19 protein-coding genes and 1 pseudogene are annotated in these 22,821 nt (G+C 65.1%); 14 read left to right on the top strand and 6 right to left on the bottom strand.

Annotated features, from left to right (window positions below; all coding sequences use genetic code 11):
- Positions 1-1,564 (bottom strand): annotated as a pseudogene (locus DFO45_RS01750) (carboxyl transferase domain-containing protein).
- Between the two features lie 26 nt (positions 1,565-1,590).
- Entirely contained in the window at positions 1,591-2,373 is a 783-nt protein-coding gene (locus DFO45_RS01745) for an enoyl-CoA hydratase (protein WP_133863514.1), read from the bottom strand.
- A gap of 207 nt (positions 2,374-2,580) precedes the next feature.
- Here DFO45_RS01745 and DFO45_RS01740 point away from each other — a divergent pair, with 207 nt between their 5' ends.
- The 7 genes from DFO45_RS01740 to DFO45_RS01710 all read left to right on the top strand — a co-directional run bounded on the left by DFO45_RS01740 (position 2,581) and on the right by DFO45_RS01710 (position 11,362).
- On the top strand, positions 2,581-3,486 hold the full coding sequence (locus tag DFO45_RS01740) for an SDR family oxidoreductase (RefSeq protein ID WP_208299724.1): 906 nt from the start codon (positions 2,581-2,583) through the stop codon (positions 3,484-3,486).
- The gene (locus DFO45_RS01735; RefSeq protein WP_133863512.1) at positions 3,486-3,917 is read left to right on the top strand and encodes a PaaI family thioesterase; all 432 of its coding nucleotides are present in this window, start codon (positions 3,486-3,488) and stop codon (positions 3,915-3,917) included. Before DFO45_RS01740 ends, DFO45_RS01735 begins: the two co-directional genes overlap by 1 nt.
- 355 nt (positions 3,918-4,272) lie before the next feature.
- Positions 4,273-4,707 (top strand): tripartite tricarboxylate transporter TctB family protein, encoded by a 435-nt coding sequence (locus tag DFO45_RS01730; RefSeq protein WP_133863511.1) that lies wholly within the window; start codon positions 4,273-4,275, stop codon positions 4,705-4,707.
- Complete coding sequence (locus tag DFO45_RS01725; RefSeq protein WP_245517922.1) at positions 4,668-6,251, top strand: tripartite tricarboxylate transporter permease; 1,584 nt, start codon at positions 4,668-4,670, stop codon at positions 6,249-6,251. Before DFO45_RS01730 ends, DFO45_RS01725 begins: the two co-directional genes overlap by 40 nt.
- Before the next feature lie 254 nt (positions 6,252-6,505).
- Positions 6,506-8,527 (top strand): NADPH-dependent 2,4-dienoyl-CoA reductase, encoded by a 2,022-nt coding sequence (locus tag DFO45_RS01720; protein WP_133863509.1) that lies wholly within the window; start codon positions 6,506-6,508, stop codon positions 8,525-8,527.
- A gap of 10 nt (positions 8,528-8,537) precedes the next feature.
- On the top strand, positions 8,538-10,187 hold the full coding sequence (locus tag DFO45_RS01715) for an AMP-binding protein (protein WP_133863508.1): 1,650 nt from the start codon (positions 8,538-8,540) through the stop codon (positions 10,185-10,187).
- 161 nt (positions 10,188-10,348) lie between these two features.
- Positions 10,349-11,362: an MBL fold metallo-hydrolase gene (locus DFO45_RS01710; protein ID WP_133863507.1), complete on the top strand. Its 1,014-nt coding sequence runs from the start codon at positions 10,349-10,351 to the stop codon at positions 11,360-11,362.
- A 167-nt stretch (positions 11,363-11,529) separates the two neighbouring features.
- Here DFO45_RS01710 and DFO45_RS01705 read toward each other — a convergent pair whose 3' ends face one another.
- The 3 genes from DFO45_RS01705 to DFO45_RS01695 are packed head-to-tail and all read right to left on the bottom strand — an operon-like array spanning position 11,530 to position 14,087.
- A complete protein-coding gene (locus tag DFO45_RS01705; RefSeq protein ID WP_133863506.1) occupies positions 11,530-12,387 on the bottom strand; it encodes a MaoC/PaaZ C-terminal domain-containing protein in 858 nt (285 codons plus the stop codon).
- Entirely contained in the window at positions 12,387-13,310 is a 924-nt protein-coding gene (locus tag DFO45_RS01700; RefSeq protein ID WP_208299723.1) for an SDR family NAD(P)-dependent oxidoreductase, read from the bottom strand. The genes DFO45_RS01705 and DFO45_RS01700 overlap by 1 nt, the downstream gene beginning before the upstream one ends.
- Before the next feature lie 9 nt (positions 13,311-13,319).
- Entirely contained in the window at positions 13,320-14,087 is a 768-nt protein-coding gene (locus DFO45_RS01695; protein ID WP_133863505.1) for an SDR family oxidoreductase, read from the bottom strand.
- Between the two features lie 252 nt (positions 14,088-14,339).
- Between DFO45_RS01695 and DFO45_RS01690 the strand changes: the two genes are divergently transcribed.
- From DFO45_RS01690 to DFO45_RS01670, 5 genes are all read left to right on the top strand, one after another.
- A complete protein-coding gene (locus DFO45_RS01690; protein ID WP_133863504.1) occupies positions 14,340-15,500 on the top strand; it encodes a thiolase domain-containing protein in 1,161 nt (386 codons plus the stop codon).
- Between the two features lie 2 nt (positions 15,501-15,502).
- Positions 15,503-15,895 carry an OB-fold domain-containing protein gene (locus tag DFO45_RS01685; RefSeq protein WP_133863503.1) on the top strand — a complete coding sequence of 131 codons (393 nt, stop codon included), beginning with the start codon at positions 15,503-15,505 and terminating at the stop codon, positions 15,893-15,895.
- A 49-nt stretch (positions 15,896-15,944) separates the two neighbouring features.
- Positions 15,945-17,087 (top strand): CaiB/BaiF CoA-transferase family protein, encoded by a 1,143-nt coding sequence (locus tag DFO45_RS01680; protein ID WP_133863502.1) that lies wholly within the window; start codon positions 15,945-15,947, stop codon positions 17,085-17,087.
- A 61-nt stretch (positions 17,088-17,148) separates the two neighbouring features.
- Complete coding sequence (locus tag DFO45_RS01675) at positions 17,149-18,288, top strand: iron-containing alcohol dehydrogenase (protein WP_133863501.1); 1,140 nt, start codon at positions 17,149-17,151, stop codon at positions 18,286-18,288.
- Between the two features lie 26 nt (positions 18,289-18,314).
- Positions 18,315-19,739: an aldehyde dehydrogenase family protein gene (locus DFO45_RS01670; RefSeq protein WP_133863500.1), complete on the top strand. Its 1,425-nt coding sequence runs from the start codon at positions 18,315-18,317 to the stop codon at positions 19,737-19,739.
- Between the two features lie 116 nt (positions 19,740-19,855).
- Here DFO45_RS01670 and DFO45_RS01665 read toward each other — a convergent pair whose 3' ends face one another.
- Positions 19,856-20,830 (bottom strand): nitronate monooxygenase family protein, encoded by a 975-nt coding sequence (locus DFO45_RS01665; protein WP_245517920.1) that lies wholly within the window; start codon positions 20,828-20,830, stop codon positions 19,856-19,858.
- A 165-nt stretch (positions 20,831-20,995) separates the two neighbouring features.
- Here DFO45_RS01665 and DFO45_RS01660 point away from each other — a divergent pair, with 165 nt between their 5' ends.
- Positions 20,996-21,811: an enoyl-CoA hydratase gene (locus tag DFO45_RS01660; RefSeq protein ID WP_133863499.1), complete on the top strand. Its 816-nt coding sequence runs from the start codon at positions 20,996-20,998 to the stop codon at positions 21,809-21,811.
- Positions 21,808-22,821, top strand: coding sequence for an NADPH:quinone oxidoreductase family protein (locus DFO45_RS01655; RefSeq protein ID WP_133863498.1), 1,014 nt, complete (start codon positions 21,808-21,810; stop codon positions 22,819-22,821). Before DFO45_RS01660 ends, DFO45_RS01655 begins: the two co-directional genes overlap by 4 nt.

Below are 22,821 nucleotides of genomic sequence, written 5' to 3'. Positions count from 1 at the left end.
CTAGGGACGGATCGGAAACCGCACTTCACCCGGCATGCGCAGCGGCGCCGCAATCTCGGCAAATTCGCACAGCAGCAGGCGCGTGTCGCGCGGATCGATGATGTCCTCGACGCCGAACGCCTCCGCCGTCCGGAAACGGCGAGCGCAGCCGTTCCAGCTGGGCTTCGATCTCTGCCCGACGCGCTTCGGGATCTTCCGCAGCATCCAGCTCCGCTCGATAGGCGGCTTCGATCCCTCCCTCCAGGGGAAGAGACCCCCACCTGGCCGATGGCCATGCATATCGTGTGACATGGTGGGTCTGCGGCTGGTGCGCGCCTCCGCCCACCCCGAACACGTTGCGCACGATGACGGAACACCATGGCACGGTGCTCTGATGGATCGCCGCCAGTGCCCGGACGGCATGACGCATCGTCCCGGCCCGCTCCGCCTCCAGGCCGACGACGAAGCCGGGGCAATCCACCAGATGAACGACGGGCAGATGGAAGGCCTCGGCCAGATCGACGAACCGCATGATCTTTTGGGCGGCGGCGGACGTCCATGCCCCGCCGTTGTGCAGCGGATCACCCGCCATCAGGGCGACAGGCCAGCCGTTCAGCCTGGCCAAGCCGGTAATGACCGAACGCCCGAATGCGCCGCCCATCTCGAAGAAGCTGTCACGGTCCACGATCTCCTCGATGACGCGACGCATCAGGTAGGCGTGACGCGGATCGCGGGGGATGATCGACAGCAGCCGTTCGCAATCCCGATGGGGGCTTTCGCGGCGACTGGAGCGGGGTGGCACGTCCCACACGGAATCCGGGAGATACGAGAGAAAGATTCGGGTAAGATCGAACGCCTCCTCCTCGCTCTCCGCCAGCATGTCGACGGTCCCGGCGGCCAATTGGACGTGATGGCCGCCCAACTCCTGCTTCGTGCGCTGCTCCCCCAGCCGGGCCACCACGGGCGGTCCCGCGACGAAGACCTGCGACTGATCCTTCACCATGATGGAGAGGTGGCTGACGCACAGCTTCGCGGCGCCCAGCCCTGCAACCGGCCCCAGGCCCAACGCGACGACCGGCACGGCGGCCATGGTGGCGCAGCAGAGATGCAGACCGCCGGACTGGCCGCCCAGACCGCCCGGCAGATTGGCGAAGCCCTTCTTCTCGATGGACCGAACAGAGCCCCCGCCCCCGGATCCCTCGATCAGTCGGATGAGCGGCAGGCGATATTCTCGCGCCATGATCTCCGCCATCTTGAACTTGTCCCAGATGGAGGCGTCGGCGGATCCGCCGCGAACGGTAAAGTCGTCGCCCGAGACGACCACCGGACGGCGCCCCAGGCTCCCTCGACCAAAGATGCAGTTGGCCGGCGTGAACTCTTCCAGCACGCCGGAGGGATCATACGTCCCCTTGCCCGAGATCCCTCCTATCTCCCGGAAGCTGCCGCGATCCAGAAGGAGCTCGATGCGCTCGCGGACGGTGAGCCGCCCGGCCTTGTGTTGGCGCGCGACCCGCTCCTCTCCCCCCATCCGCGCGGCGAGCTCCTGCCGGTGCTCCAATTCGTCGATTTCCGGCTCCCAGCTCATACCCGCCTCCCTGCGCCGCGTGCTGCTTAAAGACCGGTGAATGCCGGCTGCCGCTTTCCGAGGAAGGCGGCGATTGCCTCCGCGTGATCCGCTGTTTCGGAAAGGCGAACCTGATGCTGCGCCTCAGCCGCAAGCACCTCGGCCAAGGTGCCGTGCTGCGCGACGCGAAAGTTGCGCTTCATGTATCGAAAAGCAGTCGTGGGCCCCGACGCCATCTTTAGCGCGAGAGCACGCACCTCTTCGGCGAAGGTCTCGTCGGGAGTGACGCGCGTGAGGAAGCCACGTTCAAACGCCTCTTGGGCGCTGATCTTCTCGTTGAGCAGATAGAATTCAAGAGCACGGGCGGGGCCAACCAGCCGCGACAGGAAATACGAGCCTCCGAAGTCGCCGGCAAAGCCCACGCCCGCGAAGCTGGGGGCCAGGCGCGCTCCCGCGGTGGCGATCCTGAGATCGCAGGCCAATGCGAGGACCAGCCCGGCGCCCGCCGCGGAACCGTTGATCGCGGCGATGGTGAGCTTGGGTGACTCATGAAGGGCCAGGGCAGCGCCCTGCTTGCGCTGCAACTCGTCGTAGCGCTGCTCGAACGGCATCTGTCCCGCCCTGCCCTTCAGCGCCTTAACGTCTCCGCCTGCGCAAAATGACCGGCCGGTTCCCGTGATCACGATTGCCCTGACAGCCGGGTCGCGCCCGAGGCGGGGAAGCGCCTCGAGGAAGCCGTCGAACATCTCCACGGACATGGCATTGGCCGCTTCTGGGCGATTGAGGCGGAGTGTTGCGACGCCATCCTCGATGGTCTCGACCAGGTCCATGTGCGCGCTCCCGCATGCTGCCTTCTGAGGCACTGCTAACACGCGGGAAGCCCCCCCGGCGGTGCAACCGAAGGCTGGGCAGCAGAGAGCACATATGCGCTAAAACGGCACCACCGGTGGACACCCTCGAAGGCCTTGCCGCATTGCTCATGCCTTCGAACGCGAGACGCACCGGCGGTGCGATGAAACACCCTGAGGATGTCCGACATGATCAGATTTGACGGCCGGGTCGCACTGGTGACGGGAGCCGGCGCCGGGCTGGGGAGATCACATGCCCTGCTGCTGGCTTCACGCGGGGCCAAGGTCGTCGTCAACGATCTCGGTGGAAGTCTGACGGGCCAAGGTGTCTCCTCAAGTGCGGCTGACCAGGTGGTGGCCGAGATCAAGGCCGCGGGAGGCGATGCCGTTGCGAACCACGCGAGCGTGTCCGACAGGGACGGCGCAGCGTCCATGGTCCAAACCGCCTTGGATCATTTTGGGCGTATCGACATCGTGATCAACAACGCCGGCATCATTCGTGATCGGTCGTTCGCGAAAATGTCCCTGGATGACTTCGAGCTGATTCTGAAGGTTCACCTTCTCGGATCGGTCTACGTCACCAAGGCTGCCTGGTCGCATCTGATCGGCCAGGGATACGGGCGCATCGTGCTCACGACCTCCGGATCAGGGCTGGTGGGCAACTTCGGCCAGACGAACTATAGCGCCGCGAAGACCGCGATGCTTGGCTTCATGAACAATCTGAAGATCGAGGGTGCGAAGGCGAATGTGAGGGTTAACGCGATCTCGCCCGTCGCCCACACGCGCATGACGGACACCCTGAACGCCCCCGAGATGCAGGAAATTCTCAAGCCCGAGCAGGTCTCTCCCGCAGTGGCGTGGCTCTCCAGCGAGGATTGTGACGTTACCGGCGAGATCATCGCCGCAGGCGGGGGATATTTCTCCCGGGTCAAGCTGGTGAAGAGCCCCGGCGTCGTCTTTCCGGTGCGAGACGGCCAGACCGTGTCCATCGAGGCATTCGCCGCGCGCAGGCAGGAGATTTTCGACCTCTCGACCGCCGAGCCTTACGAGCGCACGCTCGATGACCATGTCCTCGCCCGGATGGGCGTGAAGTGATGGCGGCCGAGGCCCCCTCCCTGGTCACGCTGGAGAGCATCCAGGCGCGGATCGATCGAACGCCCTATAATTCCTGGCTGCGGCTGCGCGCCGTTGCCGCCTCGGCGAGCCGTGTGGAATTCGAACTTCAGGCGCGCCAGGAATTCGTCTCAACCCCGGAGCGGCAGATCATCCATGGCGGGGTCCTGGCCGCGCTGGTGGACGCGGCCGCGATCTATGCGGTGATTGCGGCCAGCGGCAGTCTGCACACCACCATTGACCTCCGGGTCGACTATCACGCCCCCGCGGAGATCGGTCTCCTGCGCGCCACGGGGAGCATCGTTCGCCTCGGAAAGACGGTCACCTGCGCCGAGGCGCGGGTCGAATCCCGCGCAGGCAAGCTCGTCGCCAGCGGCCGGGGCAATTTCATGAACATCGGCATTCAAGCCTGACGTTCGCAATCTCCAGCCTTCCCGCCCCTCCCGGGCCACCTGCCCCAGGCATCCGCAAGGATGTCCTGGGACTTCTTTTTTCGCTGAGGTCAAAGGCCGTCATGCGAACAGCAGTCGGCGCACCAGCGCCGCGAACGCGGAAAAACACGTGCATGTTGGATGGAACGCATGACCTTGCGTAAGGATATGCACGAATAGTCCCCCGTCTATTCTCACGGTCAGGCTCGATCGAACGACCCATAACGTTCGACGAATATTGACCTAAGGGGAGGATCATTTGTCCCACCAACCTGGCCCCACCTGGGCGCATGCGACTGCAGCCTCGGACACGACTTCAAGAGATCGACGAGCGGGCATGATCGTCGCCGTGCTCGGAGCCATCACATCCTTCGTCAGCTACAAATACGGCCTTGGTAGTCTGGCCCGGATCGGCGCGGGCTTTTTCCCGACAGTTCTGGGCATTGTGCTCGTGCTCCTGGGTTGCGCCATCTACCTGACGGCCGGTCTGCCCGATGATCAGGCGGAAACCGTCCTTCATGGGGCCGATACGCGTGCCCCCATAGATTGGCGCGGCTGGGGCGCGATCGTGTCTGGCGTCCTGCTCTTCATCCTTATCACGCCCATTCTCGGGCTGGTCCCGGGCACGTTCCTCTGCGTGTTCGTATCCGGCATGGGAGACCGCACCATGACGGTGCTGCGCTCCGCCGCTCTTGCCCTCGTCGTCAGTATTCTCGGCGCCGTGATGTTCGTTTGGGGGCTGCAAGTCGGCCTGCCGTACTTCGGCTCTTAGGGATCACGAACATGGATGCCGTCTCAGGCCTCATTCACGGTTTTGGAATCGCTCTTCAACTGAACAATTTCGGCGCATGCCTCCTTGGCGTGCTCATCGGCAACATCGTCGGCGTCCTGCCCGGCCTCGGGGTGATGACCGCCATTTCGATGCTTCTGCCGCTGACTTTCGCCATGCCGCCGGTCGCCGCGATCCTCATGCTCGCCGGCATCTATTACGGCGCGCAATATGGAGGGGCGATCTGCTCCATCCTGCTGAACCTGCCCTGCCATCCGCCGCACGCGGTCACCTGCCTCGACGGATACCCGCTCACCTTGCAGGGCAAGGGCGGGACCGCTCTCGGCGTCACGATGCTGTCCTCCTTCCTCGGGGCCTCCTTCGGCATCGTGCTGATGGTGTTCTTCGCCCCCTACCTCGTCCAGATCGCGATGAATTTCGGCCCGCCGGAAATCTCGTCGCTAATGCTGCTCGGCCTCCTCGCCGGGTCGACTCTGGCTCGCGGTTCGAAGCTGAAGGGCGTCTCGATGACCTGCCTCGGTCTGATCCTTGGCACCGTCGGCACCGACATCACCACCGGCCAGCAGCGCCTCACCTTCGGCATGCACCAACTGGATGACGGACTGGAAATCGTGGCGCTGGCGCTCGGACTTTTCGGAATCGCCGAGTTCCTGAAGAGCGTCAACGCGGTTGCCCCCATCTCCACCTCGGCGACGAAGATCCGGCTGCGCGACATGTGGCCCAGCCGGTCCGAACTCGGCACCGCCTTTTTCCCGGCCATGCGCGGCACTTTGGTCGGCAGCCTGTGCTCACTCATCCCTGGCACCGGCCCCACGATCGCGTCCTTCATCGCCTATGCGGTCGAGAAGAAGATCGCGAAAAAGCCCGAGCAATTCGGACATGGCGCGATCCAAGGCGTCGCCGCGCCCGAAGCTTCCACCCATGCCGCCGTGCAGGGGGATTTCATCCCCACCATGAGCCTCGGCATTCCGGGCGATGCGGTGATGGCGTTGCTGCTCGGCGCGCTGATCATTCAGGGGATCACCCCCGGACCTCAGCTGATCACAGAACATCCAGACATCTTCTGGGGCTTGATCGCCAGCTTCTGGATCGGGAACATTCTGCTGATGGTGCTCAACATGCCGATGATCGGCATTTGGGTGAAGCTGCTTGCCATTCCCTATCGGTACCTCTACCCAAGCGCCCTCTTCTTCGTCTGCATCGGCGTCTACAGCATTCGCAATGACATGTTCGCGGTGGGCACGACGCTGGCCATCGGCATGTTCGGCCATGTGCTCCTGCGGCACGGCTTCCACCCCGCGCCGATCCTGCTCGGCTTTGTCCTCGGCCAGCGATTTGAGGAAAATCTGCGGCGCGCCTTCTTGCTCTCGCGGGGAGATGCGACCGTCTTCCTCACGCAACCCATCAGCCTGGCATTCCTGACGCTGAGCGTGCTTCTGATCGGCGGTCAGATCTACTTAGCCATGCGCCGCCGCAAGCCCCGCATCGCCTTGCCATCGAGTCCGTCTCCGATCCTTGAGGAATAGCGCTCGGAACGTCCTGTCCCACTCGCCCACATGGCCCCGGAGGTGAATCCCGCACTCCGGGGTCTTTTTTTGACTGCAGAGCGCAACCCACTGTTTTTGATGTATTCGGTCAGCTAGGCGCCCACTGCTGATAGCATATACATGCGAATTCTCTCCTTAGAAGCGAGACAGATTGCCTAATCTCCCATGATGCCGAAATTGAACTCCCCGGAGAGCGGGTCCAGATAACGACAAAACCATTCGGGCGGGGAAAGATGGATCGGTATCGCCACCTACTGGAGCCTTTGAGCGTTCGGGGCTTCACGCTGCGCAACCGCATGGTCATGGGCGCCATGCATACACGCCTCGAAACCCTCGATCGCGCCAGTGAGCGCCTAGCCGCCTTCTACGGCGTGCGCGCCAAAGGGGAGATCGGTCTCATCCTGACCGGCGGCTTTGCCCCGAACCCGGCGGGCATCTTCGAGCCCGGCGCGCCCGCCTTCTACGATCGCTCCGCGATGGATGAACATCGTGCCGTCGTTGACGCTGTGCATGTCGGCGGCAGCCGGATCGTGCTCCAGATCGTGCACTCCGGACGCTACGCCAAACATGACCAATGCGTCGGCCCCTCGGCCATGCGCGCGCGCATCAATCCGATCGCGCCGCGCGCCCTCACCACCGATGAGACGTGGCAGACCATCGCCGACTTCGCGCGAACTGCGGCCCTGGCCAAGGAAGCCGGCTACGACGGCGTCGAAATCATGGGGTCCGAAGGCTACCTCATCAACCAGTTCACCGCCCCGTTCACGAACGACCGCACCGATGCATTCGGCGGCAGCTTCGACAACCGCGTGCGGTTCCCACTCGAGATCATCAAGGCCGTGCGGCAGGCCGCCGGTGAGCGCTTCCTGGTGATCTACCGGATCTCTGCGGTGGATCTGGTCGACGGTGGCATGTCCGGCAGTGAAGTCAGGGAATTGGCGCGGCGGGTCGAGATTGCCGGCGCAGACATCATCAACACCGGCATCGGCTGGCACGAGTCCGCCGTCCCCACCATCGCCGCAAGCGTGCCGCGGGGCGTTTGGGACTATGCGGTGGAGAACGTCAAGAGTGCCGTCTCCATTCCCGTCATTGCCTCCAATCGGATCAACACGCCCGATGTGGCCGAGGATTTCCTGTCCCGTGGCGTGGCGGACCTCATTTCCATGGCCCGTCCGCTGCTGGCAGACCCGGACTTCGCGCGGAAGGTCCGAGAGGGCCGGACGGACGAGATCAACACCTGCATCGCCTGCAACCAGGCCTGTCTGGATCGGATATTCACCGAACGCACGGCCACGTGCCTCGTGAACCCACGCGCCGGTCGGGAGATCGAGTTCGCGGATGCGCCGGCTCTCACCGCTAGGCACATCGCCGTCGTGGGCGGCGGCCCCGCAGGGATGGCATTCGCCATCAACGCCGCCGAGCGCGGCCATTTGGTGGTGCTGTTCGAAGCGGAGAATGAGCTGGGAGGTCAGCTCAACATGGCTCGTGTCGTTCCCGGAAAACACGAGTTCAACGAAATGCTGCGCTACTTCCGCAGCCGGATTGCGGCGCTTGGCGTCGACGTCCGGCTTGGAAAGCGGGTCGAGGCCGAGGAGCTGGCGCGACGCAACTTCGACGAGATCGTCATTGCGACCGGTGTTCGCCCCCGAATGCCGGACCTTGCCGGTCTCAACCATCCCAAGGTCCTGTCCTATGTGGATGTCCTCAAGTCGGTGGTGCCCGTCGGCCGGCGTGTGGCGATCATCGGCGCCGGTGGCATTGGCTTCGATGTCGCCGACTATCTGGTCGGTGACGAACGGGACGCCCTCGATGCTCACGCATTCCTGGAGCAGTGGGGGGCCGATGCGACCCTGTCCAGCGCCGGCGGGCTCGCAGTGCCCCATGCCCCCTCCGAGCCGCCGCGCGAGGTCTTCATGCTGCAGCGCAAGCCCGAGGCGCTGGGGCGGAAGCTCGGAAAGTCGACCGGCTGGATCCTGAAGACTCGCCTGAAGCGGGCGAACGTTTCGATGATCGCTGGCGCCGAGTATCGCGAGGTGAATGATCACGGGCTGCGCTACAGCGTCGATGGTGTCGAGCAACTCCTGGAAGTCGACCACGTCATCGTCTGCACGGGGCAGGAGCCGGAACGGGATCTGTTCATCGACCTCCAGCGCCTCGGTCTCTCGGCGCGGCTGATCGGAGGCGCGGACGTCGCGGCCGAACTGGACGCGCTCCGCGCCATCGACCAGGCAACCCATCTCGCGGTCGAGATCTGAGGAGGGCAGAATGCACCACGCCTATGACAGCCTCGAACGCTGCGACGCGAACTTTCGCGCTCTGACACCCTTGAGCTTCCTTGAGCGCGCGGCCTTGGTCTATCCGAAGCGGGACGCCATTCGCTACGGTGAGCGACGCTACAGCTGGGGGGAGTTTGCCTCCCGCTGCCGCCGCCTGGCCTCTGCGCTCATGCAGGCGGGCATCCAGCGCGGCGATACGGTTTCCATATTTGCCCTGAACATACCAGCCATGGTGGAAGCGCAGTTCGGCATCCCCATGGCCGGAGCGGTCATCAATGCCATCAACAGCCGGCTTGATGCCCCATCGGTGCGCTTCATCCTGACCCATGCGCAGACACGCATCGTCTTTGTCGACCGGGGATTGGCCCCCATCGCGAAAGCGGCCCTGGAGGGAATGGCGACTCCACCACAGGTCATCGATATCGACGACCCAGCCGGAGCCGCGAACGACTTGATCGGCGAGGTTGAGTACGAGACCTTCCTGGCGGGAGGCGACCCCGCCGCCCCTTGCCGTTGGCCCGAGGACGAGTGGGATGCGATCGCCCTCAACTACACCTCCGGCACGACCGGCGACCCGAAGGGGGTCGTATATCACCACCGGGGTGCGTATCTGAACGCGCTGTCCCAGATCATCAATGCCAAGATGACCAGCGACAGGGCGGTCTACCTCTGGACGCTCCCTCTCTTTCATTGCAACGGCTGGTGTTTCCCCTGGGCGCTGGCGGCGGTGGGTGGGACGCAGATCTGCATGCGCAGTATCACCGCAGACGGGATGTATGCCGCCATCCGGCAGCATGGCGTGACCCTCCTGTGCGGCGCGCCCATTGTCCTGGGCTTCCTGGCCGACGGCGCGCCTGCGGACTGGGAGCGTCCCGCCGTTCCCATCCGGGTGATGTCCGGGGGCTCATCTCCTCCAGCAGCGGTGTTCCGGCGGCTTGAGGACATCGGCTTCGCGGTCGTCCACGTATACGGAATGACCGAAATGCACGGGGTCACCGTCCTGTGCGAAAATCAGGAAGCCTGGGAGGAACTGAGCACAGAGGATCGCCTGAAGCACACCGGACGGCAGGGGGTGCGGGCCATCCTGTTGGATGACATGATCGTTGCCGACCCGGCCACGCTGGAGCCCGTGGCCCGAGACGGCCACACCATCGGCGAGGTTCTCATGCGCGGAAGCGTGACCATGAAGGGTTACCTCAAGAATCCCAAGGCCACGGAAGAGGCCCTTGCCGGGGGCTGGTATCACACCGGCGATCTCGCCGTGGTCCACGAGGACGGATATATCGAGGTCAAGGATCGCTCGAAGGACGTCATCATTTCCGGCGGCGAGAACATCTCCTCCATAGAGGTCGAGGAAGCGCTCTATACGCATCCATGGATTGCCAGCGCCGCCGTCGTTGCCGTTCCGGATCGCAAGTGGGGAGAAACGCCCTGCGCGGTCGTCGAGTTGAAACCAGGTTCCCCCTCCGACATCGACGAGGCGTCGGTGATCCGTTTCTGCCGCGAGCGGCTCGCCGCATACAAGTGCCCGCGGCACGTCATCTTCGAGCCGCTGGTGCGAACCGCGACGGGCAAGCTGCAGAAGTTCAAGCTCAGGGAGACAGCCGCCGCACAACTCGCCGCCGCCGGCAAGCTTTAGCGGGTCGGCTGGTCTTCCTCAGTGCAAGCTCTGGCGCGCGGCGCCGGGGCGTGTAAGCGCATTGCGCACAGCGCCCTCGGCAAAGACGGAACAGAACAGCGCGATAACGTCATATATTGGCCAAGGCAACACCTCGACGCGGCCGTGGCAGAGAGAGAAGTATGAGCGCGACATCAGCCGAAGCTGACTCCACACCTCTCAGCGAGGTGATCCCCGGTCTCCTGCGCGTAAAGGTCCCCCTGCCCTTTCCTCCCCATGCCGTGAACGCTTGGTTGATGTCGGGTCCGGACGGCTGGACCCTCATCGACTCCGGCGTCAACGATGAGCCCACCCGGGCCATCTACACGGAGGTCCTCGCCCATCCCTTGCTGGGCGGCCGACCGGTGACCCGACTGCTGGTCACCCATTTCCATCCCGACCACGTCGGTCTGATCGGGTGGCTCCATGACCGCACCGGGGCCGAAATCCACATGAGCCGCATCGAATGGATGCAGGCGCGCCTCCTTCAGAACGAGGAGCCATCGGAGGTCGTGCCGCAACTTGTCGAACATGCGCGGCGGTGTGGCGCTCCCGCAGCGTTTCTGGAGCTGATCCCGCAGCGCGGAATGCTCTTTCACAAATGGGTGTCGCCCCTCCCCCGCCACTACCGGCGCATACAGCAGGGCGACAGGTTCGAGCTGATCGACAGCAACTGGACCGTGATGATAGGCGAAGGCCATGCGCCGGAGATGGTGTGCCTGTACAACTATGCGCGAAGAATCCTCATCGCCGCGGACCATATCCTGCAGCGGATCTCCCCGCATATCGGCAGCCACCCCTCAGATCCTTCAGATGATCCCTTGGGGTCCTTCCTGCGCGCGCTTACGCCCTTCTCCAGACTGCCGGATGAAACCTTGGTCCTGCCCTCTCACGGCGAGCCGTTCTACGGTCTGCGCAAACGGATTGGCGAGCTGAGAGAGCATCACGCCGAGCGCCTGGAAAAGCTTGAGGTCTTCTGCCGCGAACCAAGGACCGTCACGCAGACGCTGGAGGTCCTGTTCCGGCCGCTTCCCATCGCCCAGATCGGCTTCGGCCTAAGCGAAGCTTTGGCTCATCTTAGGCGCTTAGAAGAATGCGGCCGGATGGATCGGATGTCCGATGCCGATGGCCGCTGGTTGTTCCAAACCCGGCGGTGACCGTTCACGGCGGGCGCGAGCATCCTCGCTCGTGCACGCCGAAAAACGGCGGGGTTAAGGTGCCCAGATTGATCTGCGGCGGCGGTGTGGATCGCGTCGCAGAGGGGGCGTGGCCCTGCGCTGCCTGAGGCGACGATCCCGCAACCGGGACGCCGCCTCACGGCCTGCTAACCAATAACGGCTCGGCCGCTTCCGATCGCAAGGATGTCGCGCTCCACGGACCGCGTCTCAAAACTGACGACGTCGCCGTCACGCCACATCCGCACCTCGAATGTCTCGCCCGGATACACCGGCGCCGTGAAGCGCGCCGAGAGGGAGCGGAGCTTCGTGGCATCGTAGCCGCACATGCTCCGCAGGATCGCGTGCCCGGATACGCCATAGGTCGCCAGCCCGTGGAGGATCGGCTTCGGAAAGCCCGCCTTGGCCGCGACCTCCGGATCGCTGTGGAGCGGATTATAGTCTCCGCTCAACCGATAGATGAGGGCGACATTGGCCTGCGTCGGCAGCCGGCACACCACGTCAGGCGCGCGGTCAGGCACCTGGTGCGGCTTGGGTGTCGGACGCTGCGGCCCGCCAAATCCCCCGTCGCCCCGGCAGAACGTGGTTTGCGTAATGTGGGCCAGAGGCTCGCCCGTGGCCTTGTCGCGCAACGCCCGCTCCCACAGGATCAGAGCCCCTTTGCCCTCGCCCTTGTCGATCACATCGACCACGCGCGAGGCGCCGACCACAGTGCCCTCGGGCGGCAGGGGGCGATGCAGAACCAACCCCTGCTCGCCATGGACCACACGCAGATAATCGACGCCCGTATCCAGCGTCCGCAGCCATGAGCCGGGGTTGCCGAGCACGACGGCCATGCTCGGAAGGGCCACGAGGTGCTTCTCGTAGGTGAAATTCAGCTGGTCCTTGTCGACGGGATCGATGCTGAGACCAAGGCCGAGTGCGTAGAGGATGGTGTCGCGGGCCGTATAGGCCTGCTCTACCTCCGGAATACGCAGGCTGATGAGCTTGTCGTAATCGATGGCCATCAGATCGGATCCCAGGTGAAGACGTCGCTGGAACGCTCGAGCGGCGTCAGGCGGCCCGCGAATGCACCCTTGCCGATGGTATCGACCAGTTCCGGCGTCCAGCCGTCACCCAGATGGACGGAGGCGACGGGACGCGGCTGGCTGAACAGATAGAGCTCATTATTCCGCACCCCGAAAATCTGCCCCGACACGCCGGCAGCCCGATCCGAGGCGAGCCACACGGCGAGAGGGGCGATCTTTTCCGGCGTCATCTGCTTAATGCGCTCCACGCGCCGACGCTCTTCCTCGGTGCCGGTCTGCAGCGAACTGATCATCCGGCTCCAGGCGAACGGTGCGATGCAGTTGGACCGGACATTGTAGCGCTGCATGTCGAGAGCGATGCTGCGCGACAGGCCGACGATGCCCATCTTGCCGGCCATGTAGTTCGCTTGGCCAAAGTTGCCGATGAGGCCGGAAGTGGACGTCATATGGACGAACGCGCCGCTGTTCTGCCCCCGGAAGTGAGAGGCCGCGGCGCGGCTGAGATTGAAGCTCCCCATGAGGTGAACTTCGATCACGTCCCGCCAATCCTGTGTCGACATCTTGTGGAACATGGCGTCGCGCAGGATCCCTGCGTTGTTGACGACCACATCGACACGGCCGAACGCCTCGATCGCCTTCGCCACGATGCCCTCGGCATTGGCGGGATCGACGATGGAGAGCGTGCTTTTGGTGGCCCGGCCGCCGCGCGCGATGATCTCCTGCGCGACGTCTCGCGCCGGGTCTTCATCGGTCGCAGCCCCCGCCAGGGTGGCGCCGATGTCATTGACAACCACGGCCGCGCCCTCATCCGCGAGGCCCAGCGCGATGGCGCGGCCAATCCCCCGTCCGCCGCCGGTAACGATCGCCACCTTGCCGGCGAGCATGCCTGTTTCGTTGGACATGATCCCTCCTCAGCCGTGCATGGTCAGGCCACCGGAGACGCTGATGGTCTGGCCGGTGATGAACGCCGCGTCGTCGGACAGCAGGAAGGCAATCGTGCCGGGATAGTCGGCCGGAAGGCCAAGCCGCCCGAGTGGAATCGCCCGCGCGAGGCCTTCCGCGATCTTGCCGCCGCTGGGGGAACTTTTGGCGAACTCATCGAAGAGCGGCGTGTCGGTGGGGCCGGGAGCGATGACGTTGAGGATGATCCCCTTTCTGGCCATCTCGCGGGCGACGGTCTTGGTGAAGGCGATGATGCCGCCCTTGCAGGCCGAATAGACCGCCTCTCCCGAAGATCCGACCCGGCCCGCGTCCGAGGAGACGTTCACGACCCGGCCGAACCCACGCTGGGCCATGCGGGGAAGCACCACGTGGTGCAGATTGAGGGGGCCGTAGAGATTGATCGAGATGACCTTGTCCCAGAACTGTAGATCCGTCTCGGTGAAAGCGATCGGCCGGTCCCATCCGGCCACGTTCGCAAGCAGTTCGACCGGCCCGACATCGGTCTCGAAGGCATCCACGGCTGCTGTCACAGCCTTGTGGTCCGAGATGTCGCATGAGAACGCGAAGCCCTGCCCCTTGGCATTGATCCCTTGATTGATGGTCTCGACCGCGCCGGCGAGATCGAGATCGAAGATCCCGACGATGCACCCCTCCTCCATCAACCGAAGCGCGGTGGCACGACCGATCCCGCTGGCCCCGCCAGTCAGAATGACCCGCCGACCTTCAAGTCCTCGCATGTTTCTCTCCTTGGCTGCTTTCCGCGCCCAACCGCCGCGACCTTGGCCGGCGGCAGATCGGGCCGTCCGCCCCCGCGCGTTTCGGGGGCGGGATTGGGGGCGAAAGTGGCGGCACAGGCCGGAACAACCAAGCGCAAGTGGATGATTTGGCGCGTTCAACACGTATGTGTGGGTATGGCCTCGCAAGCGTGGTTCCCCTGTCGGGGCGCCAGGTGCGGCCCTATCGTTCGCCTCCTTCCACGGGAGTCGCGCATGAAGGGTCCGTCGTTCATCGTTGGCGCTTTTGAGCATCCGACGAGAAAGGCACCGGATAAAACGGTTGCCCAGCTTCACGCCGAAGTCGCCGCCGGTGCCCTCGCCGATGCCGGCCTGTCCCTGACAGACGTGGACGGCTATTTCTGCTCGGGAGACGCTCCGGGCATGGGTCCGCTGACCATGGCGGATTATCTGGGGCTGCGCCTGAAGCACTATGACAGCACCGATGCCGGCGGATGCTCCTACATCGCCCAGGTGGCGCACGCCACACAGGCCATCGCCGCCGGCAAGTGCAACGTCGCCCTCATCACCCTCGCGGGGCGCCCCCGGAGCGAGGGCCAGACGAGCGTTCCCGCCCGTCCGGCGGTCGCGAGCAACCCTGACACCGCATGGGAAGCGCACATCGGCGTTCAGACGGTGAACAGCTACGCCATGGTGGCCATGCGCCACATGCACGAGTTCGGAACAACGTCCGAGCAGCTGGCCTGGGTCAAGGTGGCCGCTTCTCATCACGCTCAGCACAACGCAAATGCGATGCTCCGGGACGTCGTGACCGTCGAGGAGGTCCTCAGCTCGCCGATGATCGCTGATCCGCTCAGGCGCCTGGACTGCTGCGTGGTGAGCGACGGTGGCGGTGCCCTGATCGTCGCAAGGCCCGAAATAGCCAGATCGCTGAAGCGGCCGCTCATCGCTGTGAAAGGCTGCGGCGAAAGCCTGAAGGGCAGCTGGGGGGGCGAGATCGACCTGACCTGGTCCGCGGCCGCCGTGTCCGGTCCCACCGCCTTCGCCGAGGCCGGGGTCAAGCCGTCCGATATCAAGTACGCATCCATCTACGACAGCTTCACCATTACCGTCCTCATGCAGCTCGAGGATCTGGGCTTCTGCGCCAAGGGCGAGGGCGGTCGGTTCGTGGCCGATGGCAACTTGATCTCGGGCATGGGCAGCCTGCCCTTCAACACCGATGGCGGCGGGCTGTGCAACAACCATCCCGCCAATCGCGGCGGCATCACCAAGGTGATCGAAGCCGTGCGCCAGGCGCGCGGCGAGGCCCATTCAAAGGTTCAGGTTGCCAACGCCGATCTGGTGGTCGCCACCGGCATCGGAGGTCTCCTGGGGGGACGTCACGGAGCGGCAACCGTCATCCTGGAAAGGCAGTGAACATGACCGAGCGCGTCATTCCCAGCCCCGTCATCGATCTGGAGAGCAAGCCGTTCTATGAGGCGGCCCGCGAGGGGCGGTTCCTCATCCGGCGCTGCATCGCGACCGGCAGGTACCATTGGTATCCCCGAGCCCTCTGTCCCTTCTCGCTCGGGGAAACCGAGTGGGTGGAAGCCTCGGGCCGGGGCGAGATCTACAGCTACAGCGTCATGCGGCGGGCCGACCCGCCCTACGCGGTTGCCTATGTGCGGCTGGCCGAGGGGCCGGTGATGCTCACCAACCTCGTCGGGTGCGACTTCGACGCCCTGGCCGTCGGTCAGCAGGTCGAGGTGGTGCTCACCCCCACCGCCGGGGACGGTGCGCCGGTCCCCTGCTTCCGCCCTGCGGCGGATTGAGCCCCCGGCGTGTCCGAGGGCAGTGGCGATACATGAAACGGAGACAGGAATGGGACCGCTGAAGGGGATCAAGGTCGTGGAGCTGGCGGGCATCGGGCCAGGTCCCATGTGCGCCATGCTGCTGGCCGACCTTGGGGCCACCGTCTTGCGCATCGAGCGCAAGGCACCGGCGAAGCTGGGTATCGCACGCCCGCTCAAATACAATCTCCTCCTGCGCGGTCGCAAACAGATCGCCGTCGACCTCAAGGCCAAGGCCGGTGTGGATTTCGTGCTGTCGATGGTGGAAGAGGCCGATGCGCTGATCGAAGGCTTCCGGCCGGGGGTCACCGAGCGCCTGGGCCTTGGCCCGGAGGCCTGCCTTGGCCGCAACGGGCGGCTCGTCTATGGCCGCATGACCGGCTGGGGCCAAAGCGGCCCCCTGTCCCAGGCGGCCGGACATGATCTCAACTACATCGCGTTGACCGGAGCGCTGGCCGCCATCGGCCGCAAGGACACGCCACCCACGCCCCCCCTGACGCTGGCCGGTGACCTTGGCGGTGGCGCCCTCTATCTCGCTTTCGGAATGCTGGCCGCCATCATCGAGGCTCGCCAGTCCGGCAAGGGGCAGGTAGTGGATGCCGGCATCTCTGATTGCGCCGCCCACCTCATGACGAACTTCTTCGGCATGTACGCGGCGGGTCTGATGTCCCTGGAACGCGGCACGAATTTCTCCGACTCCGGCGCTCCCTATTACGACTCCTACATCTGTGCGGACGGGCAATATGTCAGCGTGGCGCCCATCGAGGACAAGTTCTTCGATCTGCTGCTCGACAAGCTGGGCTTCGACAAAGCCAACTTCCCCGCGCAGAACGATCGCGCCCGCTGGCCTGAAATGCGCCGCCTGTTTGCCGGTCGCATGCTCGAAAAGACCCGGGACGAGTGGTGCGCAATCCTGGAAGGCACGGACGTGTGCTTCGCGCCCGTGCTGACGATGGCGGAAGCCCCCTCGCACCCGCACATGAAGGCGCGTGAGGTCTTCTTGGACATCGATGGCGTCACGCAGCCCGCACCGGCGCCGCGCTTCAGCCGAACACCGGCGGGCGCGCCGTTCGCGCCGAAGGCCGCCGCCGATACGCCGCTCACCGAGGCGCTGGAAGGATGGCAGATCGCCCGGGACGTCCAGACCTGGACGACCCTCGGCGCCATCGGCTGAAGCCCACCGCCGTTCCGCACACCGAACCGCCCGTCCCACCCGGCACAATGAGCATCCCCACATGCCCCTGATCCAGTTCGTCAATCGTGTTTGGTTCGAGCAGGGCGCGGTGAAGCGCCTCGGAAGCGAGTTGAAGCGGCTCGGCGTCCGGCGCCCGCTGGTGTGTACTGACATGGGCATTGTTGCGGCCGGCATCGCAGCCGCTGTGCGCACCCATTGGCCGGCGGACATGGCCTGGATCGTGTTCGAGGAGACGCCGGCCAATCCCACCGAGGCGGCGGTGCGCGATGCCCTGGCCCTCTATCGCAGCGAGGGCTGCGACGGCATTGTCGCCATCGGGGGCGGATCGCCAATCGATCTCGGCAAGGCCGTGAACCTTCTGGTCAATCATCCCGGACCGTTGGCTCAATATGAGTCCGCGCGGAAAGGCTTTGCCCTCATCAAGGAGGTCGGTCCGCTGATCGCCATTCCGACCACGGCCGGAACGGGAACGGAAGTCAGCGTCGGCACCGTCATCCTGACCGACGATGGTCGCAAGTCGACAATCGCCAGTCCGAGCCTCATCCCCGCGGCCGCCATTTGCGATCCCACCCTCACCCTGGGCTTGCCGAAGGGCCTGACGGCCGCCACGGGCATGGACGCGGTCACGCACTGCATCGAGGCCTATCTGTCGCCCATGTTCAATCCCATCGCCGACGCGATCGGGCTGGACGGGCTGGGGCGCGCCATCGCCAACGGCGCCCTGGAGCGCGCCGTTCAGGACGTCGCAGATATCGATGCCCGCTCCGAGATGATGATGGCCGCCCTGGAGGGCGCCCTCGCCTTTTCGAAGGGCCTCGGAGCTGTCCACTCCATGAGCCATGCCGCCGCGCGCATCGAGGGGCTGAAGCTTCACCACGGAACCCTCAACGCGGTCATCCTACCCACCGTGCTGCGCTACAACGCCCCCCATTGCCAGCAACGGATGGGCGCGCTCGCGCGGGTGATGCATATCGCCAACCCCGCCGACGTGCCCGGCGCCATCGAGCAACTGAATGCGCGATTGGGCATGCCGGCAAATCTCGCGGACATGGGCGTCACTCCGGCGGCGATCGAGGACATGGTGAGCTACGCATCGGCGGACGTCTGCACCTTGACCAATCCGGTCCGTCCAGAGCCGGCCGACTACGCGCGCATGTTCGCCGAACTCGTCCCCGCCTGACCCGCGCTCAAGAAGGCAAGACCCTCATGACCCAGCAGATATGGTCCGATCGCGGGCATTTCGTGAACGGTTCGTGGACCGGAGCGGGAGCCACATCCCATGTGGAGAACCCAGCGACCCGCCAGACCATCGCTACCATCACCTCCGGCACCATCGCCGACGTCGATCGTGCCGTAAGCGCCGCGAAGGCTGCCCTCCCCGGCTGGATGGAGCTAACGCCCCAGCAGCGTGGCAGCTTCCTCGCCCGCATCGCCCAACTGGTGGACGAACGCCAGGGCGCCCTGGCGGATGCCATGACGCGCGAAATTGGCATGCCCCTCAAGCTGACCCGCATGATTCAGGTCGGCCTGCCGCTCATCACCTTCCGCAGCACCGCGGATTTGGCTTCCACCTTCCCGTTCGAACGGGAGATCGGCAACTCGCGCATCCTGCTTGAGGCGGTCGGGGTGGTCGCCGCTGTGACGCCCTGGAACTATCCGCTCCATCAGATCGCCGCCAAGGTCGCCCCCGCCCTGCTGGCCGGCTGCACCGTGGTGGTGAAGCCCGCCGACTTGGCCCCGATCAACGCCTTGCTGCTGGCGGAGATCGTGGAGGCCGCCGGCCTGCCGCCAGGGGTGTTCAACGTCGTGACGGGCAAGGGGGCCGTGATCGGGCAACATCTTGCCACGCATCCAGACGTGGACATGCTTTCCTTCACCGGATCGACCCACACCGGAGCCGCCCTCGCCCGCGATGCCGCGGCACAGATCAAGCGCGTCTCGCTGGAACTGGGCGGCAAGTCGGCGGCCGTTCTCCTGGAGGGCTGTGACTTCGAGAAGGCCGTGAAGGCGACCGTGGGGGCGTGCTTCATGAACTCGGGGCAGACCTGCTCGGCCTTGACCCGCCTCATCGTGCCCGCCTCACGGGTGGAAGAGGCGGCCGAGATCGCCGTGAATGCCGCCAGCGCCTTCGTGCTTGGCGATCCGCTCGATCCTGCGACCCGCATGGGTCCGGTGATCTCGGAGAAGCAGCGAGACGGCATCCGCACCATGATCAATCAAGCATCGGCCGATGGCGCGACGCTCGCATGCGGCGGCTCCGATGCGCCGCCGAACCTGGATGCTGGCTATTACGTCAAGCCGACGGTCTTCACTGCTGTCGACCCGAACTCTCGCCTGGCGCAGGACGAAGTGTTCGGCCCGGTGCTGGCCGTCTTGTCCGCATCGAACGACGATGACGCTATCGCTATCGCGAACAACTCGCGTTACGGCCTCGCGGGTTCCGTCTGGGGGGCTTCGCGGGAGCACGCAATTGCCGCGGCGAAACGCATCCGCACGGGGCAGATCGAGATCAACGGCGGACGATTCAACCCGCTGGCGCCCTTCGGCGGCTTCAAGCAATCGGGCTACGGTCGGGAGCTGGGAGAGTTCGGCGTCGAAGAGTTCGTGGAGGCCAAAGCCCTTCAGCTCTGAGGTCTCCCGGCCGCCTGCGCAAACACCAGCGGCATGAAGAGCCAGGAGCGCCAACACGCTCCTGGCTCGGTTCTTGTCATGCGGCGGCTCAGCATGACGGCCACCGCTCGCAGCACTTACCCGACCAGCGCGCTCAATCGGCCCCGGATCACATCACGAGCATCACTGACGATCCGCCCGATCACATCGCTGGCCGAGGGCAGATCGTCGATCAGCGCGATCGACAGACCGGCGGCGAAGGCTCCGGCCGTCTCGTCCCCCGCTTCCGCCGCCGCGATCCAACGGGGGCCGCCGCCCTCCTCCAGCAACGCGTCCGCCGAATAGGTGCCGGCGGCTTCCATCGCCAGGATCTTCTCCACCTGGACGTTGGCGACCACGCGCGTGGAATCGCCAATGGTGCGAAGAATGATCCTGGTATCGCGTTCACTGGCCCGCAGCATCAGTCGCTGAACTCTCGGATGCATGGGCGACTCCTTCGTGAGAAGGAAGCGGCTGCCCATGCTGATGCCGTCAGCGCCCAGGGCGAGCGCGGCAGCCAATTGGGCGCCGGTGGCGAACCCGCCGGAGGCGATGAAGGGGATGCGCAGTTCCGCCGCGACGCGGGGAATGAGCACCAGGGCCGGCACCTGATCCTCGCCGGGATGCCCACCGGCCTCGAATGTGGTGATGCTGACGGCATCGGCGCCCAGCGCCTGCGCCTTCAATGCGAAGCGGACCGAGGTGCATTTGTGCAGCACCGTCAAACCCGCCGTCTTGAAGCGCTCGATATAGGGAGCCGGATTGGCGCCCGCGGTCTCGACGAAACGCACGCCGCTCTCGATGATGGCCGAGACATAGTCTTCCGGCTTCGCGCCCTTCAAGTGCTGCAGGATCGTGAGATTGATCCCGATCGGGCCGCGCGTTAGGGCGCGGGCGCGGGCGACCTCTTCCAGCAGTGCCGCGGGCGTTGGCTGCGTGTGCGCGGAAATGAACCCCAGCCCCCCGCCTTCAGCGACGGCCGCCGCCAGCTCGGCCCTGGCGACGTACCGCATGCCTCCTTGGATGACAGGATGGCGAATTCCAAAAAGCTTCGTGATCCGCGTGCTCAGCATCTCGCACCTCCCTGGGAGACAGGTCTGAGCGAGGCAGAAGTGCGCTTCAAGGACTCCCAAAGGCGAGACTGAGATTGCCACATATGTGGTCTCGTCGTGCCGGCCAATGCCCATCCGGAAGCGATCCGCTATTCAGGAAAGAATGAAGCTGGAAGGGTGAGCGCAATGCAGTTCAAGGACATCATCTACGAGGTGGAAGATCGCATCGCCACCGTGACCTTGAACCGGCCGGACCAGATGAACGCGCTGAACGACGAAATCGTCAGCGAGCTCCACGACGCCATGCACGCCGCCGACCAGGACCCCGACGTGCGCGTCATCGTCCTGACCGGAGCCGGTCGGGCCTTCTGCGCGGGCGGGGACATCGGCGGCTTCGGCTCTGTTGAGCCGAAGTCCCTGCTGACGAAACTGCCGCGCATTTTCAATCTCAATCGCCGCGCCGACTATCAGATGCGCCACACCTACTTCCCGCAGCTCCGCAAGCCCGTCATCGGCATGCTGAACGGCGCCACTGCCGGTCTCGGGCTGATCTACGCCCTCTCCTGCGACGTGCGCTTCGCGGCCGATTCCGCCGTATTCACCACCGCATTCGCCAAGCGCGGCCTTTCCGCCGAATACGGAATGGCCTGGATCCTCGCCCGCGTCGTCGGTCACGCCAACGCCCTCGACCTCCTCCTGTCGGCGCGCAAGGTGCGCGGCGAGGAGGCCGGCGCGCTTGGATTGGTCAACAAGGTTCTGCCGGCCGCGGACCTGAAGGCGCACACCTACGCCTACGCCCGCGAACTCGCCCAAACCTGTTCGCCGCGCTCGATGCGGGTCATCAAGGAACAGCTCTACGAGGTGCCGTTCCAGACCCTGCACGAAGCCGTGCTGATGGCGAACAGGGACATGGTCATCAGCAACGCCGGCGCGGATTTCAAGGAGGGCACGGCCAGCTTCAAGGAGAAGCGGCCGCCTCAGTTCAAGAATGACGAGGAGTGATCGACGTGACGGTCCAGACCATGCGCGGCCTGCGGGTGAGCGACTATTCAGGCACGTCGGCAACCCAGGTCGCCGAATTGCCCGTGCCCATGCCGGGACCGAATGAGGTTCTCATCCGGGTCGGAGCCAGTGCCCTTAACTTTCTCGACCTGCTGATGATCGAGGGCAAGTACCAGGTGAAGCCGCCGCTGCCGTTCGTGCCTGGACGGGATCTCGCCGGCGAGATCGTCGCCGTCGGCGCGGAGGTGTCTTCGCTGCGCATTGGCCAACGGGTCGCAGCCCAGCCCGCCTTCGGCGCGTTCGCGGAATATGCCGTCGCCGGAGACCACCTGTGCCAGCCGCTTCCGGATGCGGTCGACGATGTGGCGGGCGCCGCCAGCGGCATCGTGCTTGCTACCATCGTCGGCGCGATCAAGCTGCGGGGGCAGCTTCAGCCGGGCCAGTGGATCCTGATAACCGGCGCAGCCGGCGGCGTGGGCACGGCCGCGGTTCAATATGCGCGCCAGCTCGGCGGCAATGTCGTCACGGTGGTGTCGTCCGAGGAGAAGGCGCACCTCGTCAAGACGCTCGGCGCGAACGTCGTCTTGCGCTCCGATCTCCTTGGAACCGACAAGACGAACATCCGGGATGCCCTCAAGAAGGAGGGGATCGAAGGCATCGATGTGGTCGTCGACATGGTGGGCGGAGCGAATGTCGACGGCCTGCTGCGCAGCCTGAACGCCGGCGGTCGCTTCGTCATCGTCGGGTTCGCGTCCGGCCAGATCCCGCACTTTCCGGCGAACTATCTCCTCCTCAAGGACCTCGTCGTCTACGGGTCGTCGCTGGATCGCCTGTTCCGCGAGCGCGACCCAGCGTTGCGCCAAGGCATTCTGGAGGCGTTCGATCTGCTCGCGACCGGTCGCATGACGGCCGAGGTGGACAGCGTGCTGCCGTTCTCCCGTTTCGCTGACGGCGTTGAGCGGCTGCGCGACAGACGATCCGCCGGCAAGATCGTCTTCCGGGGGTTCTGA

The sequence above is a fragment of the Azorhizobium sp. AG788 genome (genome assembly GCF_004364705.1).
GTDB lineage: Bacteria > Pseudomonadota > Alphaproteobacteria > Rhizobiales > Xanthobacteraceae > Azorhizobium > Azorhizobium caulinodans.
The sequence above is the reverse complement of the archived record's forward strand: the minus strand, read 5'-3'. Positions and strand labels throughout refer to the sequence as shown.

Bases quoted from the DNA above. Each gene is read 5' to 3' on its own strand.
- DFO45_RS01745 (WP_133863514.1), bottom strand. From the start codon at position 2,373: ATGGACCTGGTCGAGACCATCGAGGATGGCGTCGCAACACTCCGCCTC.
- DFO45_RS01740 (WP_208299724.1), top strand. From the start codon at position 2,581: ATGATCAGATTTGACGGCCGGGTCGCACTGGTGACGGGAGCCGGCGCC.
- DFO45_RS01735 (WP_133863512.1), top strand. From the start codon at position 3,486: ATGGCGGCCGAGGCCCCCTCCCTGGTCACGCTGGAGAGCATCCAGGCG.
- DFO45_RS01730 (WP_133863511.1), top strand. From the start codon at position 4,273: ATGATCGTCGCCGTGCTCGGAGCCATCACATCCTTCGTCAGCTACAAA.
- DFO45_RS01720 (WP_133863509.1), top strand. From the start codon at position 6,506: ATGGATCGGTATCGCCACCTACTGGAGCCTTTGAGCGTTCGGGGCTTC.
- DFO45_RS01715 (WP_133863508.1), top strand. From the start codon at position 8,538: ATGCACCACGCCTATGACAGCCTCGAACGCTGCGACGCGAACTTTCGC.
- DFO45_RS01710 (WP_133863507.1), top strand. From the start codon at position 10,349: ATGAGCGCGACATCAGCCGAAGCTGACTCCACACCTCTCAGCGAGGTG.
- DFO45_RS01705 (WP_133863506.1), bottom strand. From the start codon at position 12,387: ATGGCCATCGATTACGACAAGCTCATCAGCCTGCGTATTCCGGAGGTA.
- DFO45_RS01700 (WP_208299723.1), bottom strand. From the start codon at position 13,310: ATGTCCAACGAAACAGGCATGCTCGCCGGCAAGGTGGCGATCGTTACC.
- DFO45_RS01695 (WP_133863505.1), bottom strand. From the start codon at position 14,087: ATGCGAGGACTTGAAGGTCGGCGGGTCATTCTGACTGGCGGGGCCAGC.
- DFO45_RS01690 (WP_133863504.1), top strand. From the start codon at position 14,340: ATGAAGGGTCCGTCGTTCATCGTTGGCGCTTTTGAGCATCCGACGAGA.
- DFO45_RS01685 (WP_133863503.1), top strand. From the start codon at position 15,503: ATGACCGAGCGCGTCATTCCCAGCCCCGTCATCGATCTGGAGAGCAAG.
- DFO45_RS01680 (WP_133863502.1), top strand. From the start codon at position 15,945: ATGGGACCGCTGAAGGGGATCAAGGTCGTGGAGCTGGCGGGCATCGGG.
- DFO45_RS01675 (WP_133863501.1), top strand. From the start codon at position 17,149: ATGCCCCTGATCCAGTTCGTCAATCGTGTTTGGTTCGAGCAGGGCGCG.
- DFO45_RS01670 (WP_133863500.1), top strand. From the start codon at position 18,315: ATGACCCAGCAGATATGGTCCGATCGCGGGCATTTCGTGAACGGTTCG.
- DFO45_RS01665 (WP_245517920.1), bottom strand. From the start codon at position 20,830: ATGCTGAGCACGCGGATCACGAAGCTTTTTGGAATTCGCCATCCTGTC.
- DFO45_RS01660 (WP_133863499.1), top strand. From the start codon at position 20,996: ATGCAGTTCAAGGACATCATCTACGAGGTGGAAGATCGCATCGCCACC.